Genomic DNA, 12,331 nt, shown 5'->3' on the forward strand with positions numbered 1-12,331 from the left:
TTGGACGATAACAATTGTTAAGAAGTCATTATCGTCTGTTTCTTATTCGACTCAGTGATACCGAAGTAATTCCTAAATAAGATGCTATATAATGTTGGGGAATGCGTCTGATTATTTCTGGATGCGTTTTAATCAACTCCTCATATCGTTCAGTTGGAGAATCTTTTATCCTTGAAAGGAAAAGTTGTCCATAGTCACTGAATCGTTGAAAAATAAACTCTTGAAACCTGTCTTTAAAATCCGGGGATGCAACCAACAGTTTATTAAACTCTTTCTGTTCTAATGAAATAAGGGTCGATGGTTCAATGCTTTCAATTGTAAACAGGCTAGGCTTTTGGTTGACAAAACTGTCAATGGATGCAACGGGCTTTCCTTCGAAAAAGAACTGGAAGGTGATATCTTTCCCATCTTTATTAAACCATTCTCGAAGACAGCCTTCTTTGACGATATAAATCTCATTAGCAATGTCTCCTTCATGTAACAAAACTGTTTTCGGAGGCACCTTTTTTTCAACAAGTATATTTTGCAACCGATCCCGCATCGATCTATCTTCGCTTATCGAATTTAGAAGCTTATCGAACATTATCCAGATTTTTTCATCATTTGTAAAGAATCAAAAATAGAACATATCAATTTCATTTTCACCTCTGAACACGACCAATATGTGAAAAGTTAACACCTCCTCACAAAGCTAAATGGAAGATCAAATTTCGGACGACAAAATAAGAAGCCCTTTACTCAAAACTAAAAATAGAAATAGGCTGATATCGGATGAATCAAAACGTCATCGCCAGATAGATCCCCAAACCATTTGACGAAATAACAAAGGAAAAAAAAGAGATCCAAAAGAAATGGAGCACACTGTAAAGACATTACCAATCAATATAACAGTTCAATTTCTATTTTCGTGTCTTTGACTAAGGAAAAACAACAATCCCGAAAATCGGGAGCTGAAAGATGAGGTTTGATGTTGTTTGAAAAACCGTATCCCTCTTTCGGTATCCCCAGGAATGAACGATCCAGATCCTTATTGCTATTTTTATCGTGGAATATTATCATTGCATATTCCCCTTGAGGTAAATCATCAATTGTGAATACGTCACTGTCTTTCTCTACTTTAAACCTATAAATCCGGTATTCTTCTTTTTCTTTCAAAAAAGTTTTGTCGTTATTAAAAATACTAACCTGCAAATCCCCCTGTGCTGATTCGACATTGGGAACGATAAGCTTCAACACAGGTGATTGAGCATAGTTACTCAAAGCCAGCAAAATAAAACAAAAACAGAAAAGGTATTTTATTATTTTCATTTAAAGAAGTTTTGATTTGATATTCGTGATTCGTGATTTTAGAATCCGCCATCTCTCCCTTTACATCGGTGAAATATTTGCGACACAATCCTAGTTAAGCGTGTTAATGCCGTTGTGTCACTAGCGTAGCATTCTTATTTTTATCTGTAGCAAAATGAAGTTCGGCACTGCATCCGGTTGCACCTTCCAGAATACAATCAAGAAGGTGCTAAGTCATCTTCACTAACTAATGACTCGTTTTATATAAGCGGAGTAATCTTTAACCAATGGTTTATATTCCTGGTGAAACAATTCACTAGAAATAACAAAATCCGCTGTCGATCTGTTGGTTGCTGTTACAATATTGTACAGTGCGCAAATACGAAGGAGTGCTTTTACATCAACATCGTGAGGCTGAGGCTGCATCGGATCCCACAAGAAAATCAGGATGTCTACCTTTTGCTCACATATTAATGCTCCAAGTTGTTGGTCTCCACCGAGTGGACCCGATTTTAACCGAGTTACTTGGGGAGGCACTGTATTCGCCAGCATGCAATTCTCCTGTAGTACTTTTTCAACCATCGCTCCTGTAGTACCGGTGCAGACAAGGTCATGGAATATCAGTTCTTTCCAGTTGTAATCGACCCAATCTACCAAATCCGCCTTGCGGTTGTCATGTGCAACCAAAGCAATTGTTTTCTTTTTTTTGTTCTTGTTCATATAAATCAGTTAGTGCGCAACATCGCAGTCAAGACAATGCCCCTCGCGCTTATTTTGTGTATAAGATTATTGCGACGAAAAAGGGTCATAGAAGCAAAGCATCTGTATCTTATACAACCAGATACGAATACTCAATGCTTATTAAATACTAGCCAGTCAAGATCCATCAATTGAGTATCTTCCCCGTAAAACCCGAGCCAAATAGCATGTACTCCACTAGTACCTTTCATTTTTGATGTAATTGTTTGCCATTGGCCATCAAGTTCTCCGGGCACTTTAACCATCCCGATTATCGGCCCCCAAGGTTGATCGGAACGCACAATAACAGTTCCCCCGTTTTTTAAAGGTTTAACCCGAAGTGTTATTTCATCAGCTCCATCTTGAAAATCAACATATTTGTACGCTACATTGTCCGTGTTGTGTATTTCCGCTAATTTTTCGTTACCCGGTTCAAACAGCTGAATACGTACATTTCCATACAACAAACAAGCTCTTTCTGAATCAATCTGTTCAAATGCACTAAGGGGGGCCCCTGCTCCCTGCGAAGTCATTTCTACCTCATTGATACTCCCGTCCGTGTTGAATCCGATGGGCTCGACACAGGCTTTTCTCATCATACGACTGTTGTGGGTAGATCGGTGATAAAAGACATACCATTGCCCTCCAAATTGGACCACTGAACCGTGATTGTTCCACGTTGCCGGGTCACAATGATCGTTATCAATAATTACGCCACCATATTTAAATGGCCCCATTGGAGATCTGCTTGTTGAATAGCCAAGGCATGTTGGGCGATTACCACGGCTCATATCTGTATAAACCATGTAATAGATTCCATTTCTCTTAAACATGAAATTGCCTTCGTGAAAATGATGCTCCTTTTCGGTCAATACATTCTCGACAATGGTCGATGTATCAATTTCCATCATATTATCTTTCAGTTTGGCAATTTTTGCCTCAAATTGTCCCCACATGTAATAGGCTTGTCCATCATCATCAATGAAAACTGCCGGGTCAATCTGTTCAATTCCGTTCAAATCCATCTTATTCCCATCCACAAAAGGGCCGGTCGGAGAATCACTCACAGCTACCCCCTCTGCTCCCTTTCTATCCGGTTGGCAATAATAGAGATAGTAGTTTCCATTTTGATGCGCGCAGTCAGGTGCATATAACTCTTTGTCCGAATAGGAAACCTGGTCGCTATCGCCACGAGAATTAAAAACGTCAGGTGTCATCTCCCAATTCTCCATATCTGAAGTTGACAGCACGTGATACTTATAGGAACAATAATATGTCGTACTTTCATCCAAAGAGCCATAGACATACAATTTACCGTCCTTCCAAACCCGCGCAGAGGGATCAGCAATATAAATGCCAGGTGGTACAATCGGATTTTGAGCATTAACTGCTGCACCGATAAAAAGCAGGGCACAAAGGGAAATCAGATATTTCATGTGAGGTTTTATTCTTTTTCAATAATCACTTTTATGCCCTTTGGCTTATCATAGGTAGTTTTCACGTCTCCATTAGCTGTTTTGTGATGTTCGATGTACAACTCACCATAAGGCGTTGGAAAGCTCCCTTTTACCCACTGGAGGTCACCCAAATGTGGACTAATCCTAATTGTTTTGCAACCTGGCTCTAAAACATTTACTCCAAGTACGTATGTTGTAAGCCAGGCAGTAGGACCAGATGCCCACCCATGGCAGAAGCTGTGACGAAATTGTTTGTAACAATAACCACCGTATGTTTTGTGAACATCTATTTTACCCTCAGGAACAAGTTCGTCTATTCGGGCCGCATTTTCCATCCAATCAATATCAAAATCTTCCCAAAAGGTCGTTGCTCCGAGGTCAAGCATCCCTCCCCAATATTCTCGAATATTGTCAATTGCCCCTTGATAATCACTAGCCATTGCACGAGCGATGAGCATATAGTATCCATAAAAGGTCGACATTTTGTGAACGCCATCCTGTGATAAAATCTCACGATTTGCCTTCGATGGAGATACTAATCCAGAGATAGCCAAGAGGGCTGCGGCCTGCTTCGAGTCCGCCATTTCGGGTACATGCTGCTTCAATTTCGCAACATATTCTTGGCATAGCTTTTCGGTTTCTTTATTCCCCAAAGCATTGCACAGTTGCTCTCCTGCCTTAAAACCCATCAACATCAGGGACTGCAAACCGGCGTGAATCGCTTGAGTATTTTCACTGGAAGGCCAATCCAGGAATCGTTCTGATTCCATTTGTTCAACCCCGTTCTCATCAACATTCCGAGTTAACTGACCAAGCAGATTAACCAAGTAGTCTTCCTGTTTTTTCAGGTATTCCAGATTTCCCTGGTAATAATACCAATCGCGTTGAATTAATATCCACCACAGAGAATACGAACTGATGTTGTTCATCCATTTGGGCAAAGGAGTTCCATCTCGCACAAAGTCCAGACTTTTAGGTACAACCTCATTATAACCAAAAACCGAATTAATAGTCATTACCTCCGGATGCATATCCCCGACCCATACCAACCGGTCTCGTTTAATACCATCCCACAGGTAATTTTGCATGTTCATATGTACGGTATAGGCACCGGTCATCCAGATTTCGTTCAATCTGTCATCGCTGCAAGTAAATGAACCTTTATATGGAATATCCCGATAACTCATCACAGCGTTCACTTCTTTGATCTGTATCCTGGAATTTGGATCAACCAAATTAATCTGTACAAAGCGGAAACCTGATTCCCCAACCACCGTCCTTCCAAGTCGTGGAATTGTAACAATGAAATCACGAATTGCATGATCGTTTGTCGCCCCATCAATCCCGACTTCTGACATTGTTTCGGAAACAGATTCGCCTAATCTTATTCGAATTCTACCGGCAGGACTTGAATTGCTTATTGTCGTGACAATTTCAATACCTCCTTGTATCTCTCTCCCGAAATCAATAATCAATCCCTGCTCTGTTTCGACGCCCCGATTGGCAAGCATTAAAAAGTCACCCTTGTTCAGATCGGCTTGTCCAACGCCGGTATTGAGCAATGAATTAGCGTTCTTAACTTTTCTGCCTGACGGATCAGAAGTCCAAACAATTCTCTTCGGGCTAATGTATAGTTGAGACAATTTTGATTTTCGAATTCTCAATGAGTCCTGTTGGTTAAAAACCGGAGGAATCTGGGCAATAGCGCTGATCACACTAAATGTGATTAATGCTATTGATAGGATTAGTTTATTCATTTTACTGACGGTTTTGTTCTTATTGCTCTTTGCAAACTTATTTTCTGACTACAGGCTCAGACTACTTTGCCTTAATCCAACTACTAATTTTGACCGGCCCTAGAATTCCCGCCGGCACTAATTCGGCATTCTTTTTAATCCCACCATTTCGGATTCCACAGGCAACCCAGGTTTGTCTTTCCTTTTTAGGTAGGCCTGCATCATAAGCCAGCCTATTATGCCAGGTATTCGTAGCTTCGATTTCGATAATATTTAGACCAGGCTTAGCTGTCGTTGTCATTTCAATACAATAGGGTGGCTTCCAGATTACCCCCAGGTCTTGACCATTCACCTTAACCCGAGCCAAATTACGAACCTCTCCAAGATCCAGGAAAATGCGTTTATTTTTTCGGAATAAAGCTTCATCTAAATCGATCGTTTTATGATAGGTCGCAGTTCCTGAGAAATGTTTAATCTCATCATCTTCCGAATTTGTCCACGACCCCAAGTTTAGTTCTGTAACACGTTCCTCTCCTGTTAACAATGGGAACCGAACTTCCCATTCTCCTTCAACAGCAACAGGCGTATCTATCTTATTAACTTTGACTTCATGTTGATTTCCGTTTTTCTTTTCCAAAATCCAGCTTCCACTTTCTTTCGCCCAAACATTGATATTTGAAGCTTGAACATCTATCTGTAGATTAGTTTTAGCTCCTTGATTCGGGCTAATAATATCAACCAATTGATTAGTCTTAGCTGACGAATGCCTAAACATCACAAAAACAGATTCAGCCGGTTGAAATATGTGTGGGATAATCGTCCTTCCATTTTCTTCACGCCAAAGCGGGACATCTTCTATCTGACCGGAATCCGGATGCCAAAACTCGGGAATTCTCCCCGACTGACGAATGCTGATTTCTGTCGAAATCAACATCTGTTCCTGGTTGGATAGAAAATAGAAGTCCTTCCCGTCGTTGCTTCTGTGGTTCCACATGAGGCCCCAACCTTTACGATCTTCCCCATATGCAGTTGGATTGTATCCAACCGGTTGATTCGCTGTCGCCCGAAACGGGTTCCCCGACAACGTCTCTGTTTGATTTAGAAATAACACATCGGGAGAAAGGTTCATCCGGTCTAGCACATCTACCATTGGCATTCCCCAGAAGATACGCCCTAAGCCATAGGTCCGTTCCTGACGTAAGACACCGTCCAGATCGCCCCAGACTTCATCTGCAATAGACAGCACCTCTTCGTGTGCCTGCACTCCACCCTCCAGCGTAATGGAACCAGTTGGTTTGGGTCCAACAACTTGTGCACCTTCTGCAATCAAGGCTTTGATTTTTCTTGCCAATTGAGGAGTCAACTTCGTATCAGGATGTAATACCAAAACCCGATAGCGAACTTCGTTGGGTAAAACAATATTATTTTCTTCGACCCTGGCACGCGATAATAACGCATCCTGATTTATCGAGTCATAATCATATCCGTCTGGCAAGGCCGGTTCTGTGACAAAAAAAGATCCGTATTTCGGGGGAATTAATGCTCGGGCTGGTATTTCCTCACCAATAAAGTAAAGTGCATCGCAGGTGGCAACTCCGGATTGAAGCAAAGCTTGTACTCTTCTCATATAGTCGAGCCAAACCTTCCCCGGCTTGATCCAGGTTGTATTTTGATTGAAATACAATCCCGTTGCTCCTGTCGCTCCGGGCTTCCGATCCGGATATGGCTGTGCTGCCCAAAGGTGAATCATCATTCGGTTAACGCCATCGACATAGTGCATATCGCCCAACGCCTTCAGGTCATAGGGATGCTCTCGCCAATCTCCTCCTCCGGTAAAGGCTTCTGCAATAACGATCTGCTTACCGTAAACACGAGCTCCTGATGCCGCATCCCGGATATCACACGGCTTCCAGCAGTTCCATTTCTCACACCAGAACTCACTGGAAGTTTCATCAACGTTTTTGTATGCCAGAATTCCATCTGATGTCATGGTAGGGTTCGTAACTTCGGTATTCACCAGGGAACCTTTAGCATGTGCCAGAGTCCTCATTTCATCGAAAAAATTGTCACTTATTAAATCGGCAATCGTGCGACGAATATCATACAAAAAAGCTTCTGAAACTTCGGCGCTCTCCACCGGGATACCGGTCATCAGCGGTAAGTATTTTGTCACTTTATACCCGCGACGTTTTTCAAATTCTTCTTTAAATACTGGAGACCAGTTCTGTGAACCACACTCCCAACTGTCGATGTTGAGCATTTTAACGACACTATCGGCCATTCGTGGCCCAACATGATCAAGTATTCGTCCATACCACCCTTCGAAGGCAATTCGTGCTCCCTCCCGACTAAATTTATCTGATTCCAGCCCCTGCCCGACACCATGTCCATTGGTTCGTGCCATTGTTGTGTAACCGAAACGCATAATCTTCCACTCACCATCAGGTACCTTCCAATTAAGCGTTCCGTCTTCCTGCATCTCATTTGTCAAATCAATAATCGCATCAAGTGGGATGCAAGCACTAGCAGGCATTTCGGCATTGGCGACGCGTCGACTTTTGCCCCAGGTCATCGCTGTTTTTGCCTCCCAATGATGAACTGTTGCTTGACTCAATAAGCAAACAGAGGCAATACTCAAGTCATCGACCATTTTTGAAAGATCAACAAATCCGGATGGTTCACCATACGGCCTGGCTCCAAAACCACCGGAGGTGAATGATGCGCCGACCATGTGTTCGTCATAATTAATTGGAGGCTTCGGGGTATAAACCAGTCTATAGAATTTTGCAGTCGACTGAGGAACAACATGAGTTAATTCTGTCAATTGGGTCTGAAAGCCACTCAACATAGCATCCAACTTACCAATTGTTGCAAAGGTAACGCCATCGTTACTTTGCTGGATCTCCATCGTGTGAGCTGGCAAGTTATAACTACCTGATTCGACTTTAATTGCCCTCAAGGTGAAAGGATTTTCAAATTCAAATTGAATGTATCCCTCTTTTTCCGATTTCAGGACGACAGACCGATTGTCTGGCGATCCTAATTTTTCAAAATCAGTTACCGGCAGGTTCGATGTTATTTTAGCATTTTCGGTAAAGCTTGTTTTCGACCAGTCCTGTGGTACCGGAAAAGCCAAAACATGCAAATCCCGGTAGTAATTGTTCCAACTATCTGGTATCTCTGGTTGGGCTATCCCGTGTCCACCGATTGGTTCGCCTCGGGTAGGACGTTCCAGTGAACCTAAATACGTTTGACCTCCCTGAATCAGGGTTTCGCTCCATACAACTTGCTGTTGAGAAAGCTCAGGAGGAATCCAATCACCTCCAGCGGTTGCCCATCCTGCACTAATCTGAATGGCTAATTTTAATCCTAAGCGATCCGCTTCATTAACGGCTAAGTCAATCAAATCAAACCATTCAGGAGTTAACGGCTCTGCCGGATTATCGATTACTGTGCCACCACCTGATCCCATTCCGCCAGTAGGAAAGCTAAATAATGTCGCACCAGCAATACCTGCCTCTGCCATTCCTTGCAAGTCGCTTATAACACCTTCTTTGGTCTGATTGGCCGATGTCCAATGCCAAACCACCCAGGGTCCGACTGACCTCTGTGGATTGATAAAACTATTTTCAAGTCCCGCATAGTCACCATCAGTAAGGGCCTTTATTGATTGGGGTGTCAACAGGCAAAAAACAGCACCTGCGCTACCTGTCAACTTTATAAAATCTCTTCTTTTCATCACCTGGTCTATTTTAGGAACAACTTAGTTCCAAGTTGCGTCAATCAACTGTCGTTCAAACGAATTAATCAATCACTTAATCTTCAATCTGCCGTAATCATCAGCATCTCCCATTCGAACATCATATGGTCTCAATTCATAGACGATATCATGTGGTGAGGGTTTTAACTGGAATTGGCTCAAAGTAGAAGGACCACAAGCCGCACTTCCCAATCCAAGATGTGCGACATCAATTGTAATTATTGTCTCCGGTCGTTTATGCAATTGATAAGGGTAGTTTGCTTTGTTCAAATCTGTTGCACGATAGTGCAAAGCGCTGAAATTGAAATTAGCACTGTCTGCAACAAGCATTAAACCAACACCATCTCTATTCGTGAATGTCGCCCACCTTACATCTGATCGATTCCCCATCTCTTGAGGACGAGCATAGAATTCTTCCATGTCCGTTACAGATATTTGATAGCGCCCCACAGTCGATCCTTCCATTCTATCGTTATAAGTTTCAAATGGGCCAGCTCCCAAGAAACCAACGTTTTCGAATCCTTTCGGCATTTGCAGGACATGTCCAATTCGCGGTAGTAAATTCAGTTTTCCGCTGTTATCAGGCTCAACGTGCGATTTCACACGGATTGATCCATTGGCCCATACGGTGAAAGTCGTTTTTGTCAGCGCATTATAACCCGCGTTTGTCTCATAGTTTACAGTGGCTTGTATTTCTACCTGTTGATCATCTACCTGGGTGTAAGCAAACATTTCAACTTTAGGCTTCAGAGTTTCAAGCTTATTTTTGTTCCAGGAATTCGCTATTCCCCTGCCATTTGACAAATCATTATCGGTCGGAGCTCGATACAAATTTAATTGAGGCCCGGACACAAGTTCATCCGTCGTTGTGTCCGTATAAATTACTTCAGCCTCCGGTTGGACTCCATAGATTGCCTCGGCTTTCGTTTCAATTAAGTTTGTAGCCCCGTACCAATATTGTGTGATTGTGCCAACTGCTTTATTGAATGTCACTGAGAACACTTTCCCATTTACAATGACGTCATCTCCCATTTCTGTGACATGAATGCTTCCAAACCCCTTCAGACGAAGCGTTTCGGGACTCGCTTTCTCATAGGGTAACTCCATTTGCTCCCATGCAATAACGTGTCCCTTAGGAGCCCAGGATTCATCAGATTTCAATGCGAAATAGACATTCAAAAAATATTCTACTCCCGGTCTGATCGCTGGTTTTTCAACCGGAATTGACACATGTGTCTGATTACCACCCTCCAGATCAATAGCAGGCAAATCCCCACTTTGAATAACAACTCCATCAGCTGTCAATTCCCAATAGCCCTTAAACTGGTCTAAGTTTAGGAACTGGTACTTGTTTGTAATCTCAATCGTGCCTTTTGTCAAGTCGACTGGTTTTATACCAATATATTGATAGCATTTCTTGACATTATACATTTTAGGTGTCACCTGACGGTCGGGTGTTGTCAAACCATTCATCAAAAAGTTCCAGCGAGTCGGGCGGTCTCCGTAATCACCACCATAGGCGAAATATTCTTGTGTCGGACTTCCGGGAACCGGTCTTGCTATTCCTTGATCTACCCAATCCCAAATGCAACCGCCGATGAGTCGCGGATATTCTTCAAAGAGATCAACGTAATCTTTTACTGAACCTGGACCATTGCCCATGGCGTGTGCATATTCACAGAGAAAGAACGGTTTGTTCGTCTCTTTATCCCTCGCTTTCCGCTTAAGTGTTCCCAAGGTGAGATACATTTCCGACTCGATATCTGCATGCTCGTTATCTCCTTGATAGTGGACCGGCCGGGATTGATCGATCGCTTTGATCGCTTGGTAACATGCAGCAAAATTTTGTCCATGTCCTGCCTCATTCCCCATTGACCACATGATAATGGACGGGTGGTTTTTATCGCGTTGAACAGAACGCACATTGCGGTCAACATGAGCTTTTTTCCAAGTGGCCACATCTCCTAACCTGTCCTCCTCATTACGAGCCATACCATGAGATTCCACATTTGCTTCAGCGACAACATACATTCCATATTCATCGCACAGGTTATACCATTGCGGATCGTTAGAATAATGTGAAGTTCGGACCACATTCATATTAAACTGTTTCATGAGTTTAATATCCGTCAACATCAATTCTTTACTCATTGTCCGTCCTCCCCAGGGGTTGGTCTCTACCCGGTTGACCCCTTTCAACAGCACACTTTTGCCGTTTACAAACAGCTGCTGATCCTTGATCTCGATCTTTCTGAAGCCCAAATTTGTGCCTAACACTTCTGTTGTATCGCCTTGAGTATTTTTTAGAACAAAGAGTAAATCATACAGGTTAGGGACTTCAGCAGACCAAAGCTTAAAATCCTTGAAGTCTGTTGTCAATTGGATTGTCAGTCCCTTTTTTGACGATACGTTTTTTACTGGCGTGGAATACAGCTTTTTTGCCTTTTCCTTTGGTTGTCCCTTCTCCAGCAGCAGTGCATCCAACTGATAATCTCCCTTTCCACCAAAATTGCGAAACTGAAGTGTAGAACTTATTGTTGCTGTTGTAAATTCAGGATCAAAATCGGTATTCACGAAAAAATCCCACAAATGAACTTTCGGAACCGAATATAAAAACACATCCCTGTAAATACCGGATAATAGCCAAAAATCCTGACCCTCCAGGTAGCTACCATCACTCCAACGATAAACTCGAACTGCGAGGGTATTTTTTCCAGGTTTCAAATATTTGGTAATATCAAATTCCGCCGGAGTCATACTATCCTCACTGTAACCGACTTTTTGACCGTTTACCCAAACGTACATTGCACTTTGCACGCCATCAAAATGAATAAAAACTTGACGTCCAGACCAATTCTCCGGCAACTCAAAGTCTCTTCGATAGGAACCTACTGGATTTGGCAGCGCGTTCTTCGTGAATTCAGCAGGCAAGTCTGCTCCCATTACATAGGGAGGATTAACTTTAAAATCATGTGCAAAAGGATAAGTACTATTTGTATAGTTCGGGATTCCGTAACCTTTTATTTGCCAATTTGAAGGCACGTCGATGTTGTCCCAAAAGCTTACATTGGTAGAGGGCAAATAGAATTCAGTCGGTGCTAACTCCGGGCTTTTTACCCAATTGAATTTCCACGTACCATTTAAATTCAGGTAATACGGAGATGCCTCTGCATAAGCGGTTAATGCACCGTCAACATCTGCAAAAGGCACATAAAATGCATGACCATCTTCCTTATTAATCCCAATAACTTGTTCATTTTCCCAATCAGGCTGTTGTGCTCGGCTAACAATACCAATCAATAAACAAACGACAAGGAGCCATACACTTTTGCTTGTTATCTTCATAATTTTTC

The 12,331-nt window shown here is 42.5% G+C and carries 7 protein-coding genes; all 7 read right to left on the reverse strand.

Annotated elements, in window-relative coordinates:
* Positions 1 to 28 precede the first annotated feature (28 nt).
* The 7 genes from BC643_RS05920 to BC643_RS05950 all read right to left on the reverse strand — a co-directional run bounded on the left by BC643_RS05920 (position 29) and on the right by BC643_RS05950 (position 12,323).
* Positions 29 to 583 carry a Crp/Fnr family transcriptional regulator gene (locus tag BC643_RS05920; protein ID WP_211337995.1) on the reverse strand — a complete coding sequence of 185 codons (555 nt, stop codon included), beginning with the start codon at positions 581 to 583 and terminating at the stop codon, positions 29 to 31.
* Between the two features lie 296 nt (positions 584 to 879).
* Positions 880 to 1,308: a DUF2141 domain-containing protein gene (locus BC643_RS05925; RefSeq protein WP_120272219.1), complete on the reverse strand. Its 429-nt coding sequence runs from the start codon at positions 1,306 to 1,308 to the stop codon at positions 880 to 882.
* 222 nt (positions 1,309 to 1,530) lie between these two features.
* Positions 1,531 to 2,007, reverse strand: a complete 477-nt coding sequence (locus BC643_RS05930; protein WP_120272220.1) for a methylglyoxal synthase — start codon at positions 2,005 to 2,007, stop codon at positions 1,531 to 1,533.
* A gap of 131 nt (positions 2,008 to 2,138) precedes the next feature.
* Positions 2,139 to 3,461, reverse strand: a complete 1,323-nt coding sequence (locus BC643_RS05935) for a family 43 glycosylhydrolase (protein ID WP_120272221.1) — start codon at positions 3,459 to 3,461, stop codon at positions 2,139 to 2,141.
* Between the two features lie 8 nt (positions 3,462 to 3,469).
* Positions 3,470 to 5,239 carry an alpha-L-rhamnosidase-related protein gene (locus tag BC643_RS05940; protein WP_120272222.1) on the reverse strand — a complete coding sequence of 590 codons (1,770 nt, stop codon included), beginning with the start codon at positions 5,237 to 5,239 and terminating at the stop codon, positions 3,470 to 3,472.
* 61 nt (positions 5,240 to 5,300) lie between these two features.
* On the reverse strand, positions 5,301 to 8,933 hold the full coding sequence (locus BC643_RS05945) for a glycosyl hydrolase (RefSeq protein WP_170154470.1): 3,633 nt from the start codon (positions 8,931 to 8,933) through the stop codon (positions 5,301 to 5,303).
* A gap of 96 nt (positions 8,934 to 9,029) precedes the next feature.
* Entirely contained in the window at positions 9,030 to 12,323 is a 3,294-nt protein-coding gene (locus BC643_RS05950; protein ID WP_120272224.1) for a glycoside hydrolase family 2 TIM barrel-domain containing protein, read from the reverse strand.
* Positions 12,324 to 12,331: the final 8 nt, after the last annotated feature.

This window comes from Mangrovibacterium diazotrophicum, assembly GCF_003610535.1.
GTDB lineage: Bacteria > Bacteroidota > Bacteroidia > Bacteroidales > Prolixibacteraceae > Mangrovibacterium > Mangrovibacterium diazotrophicum.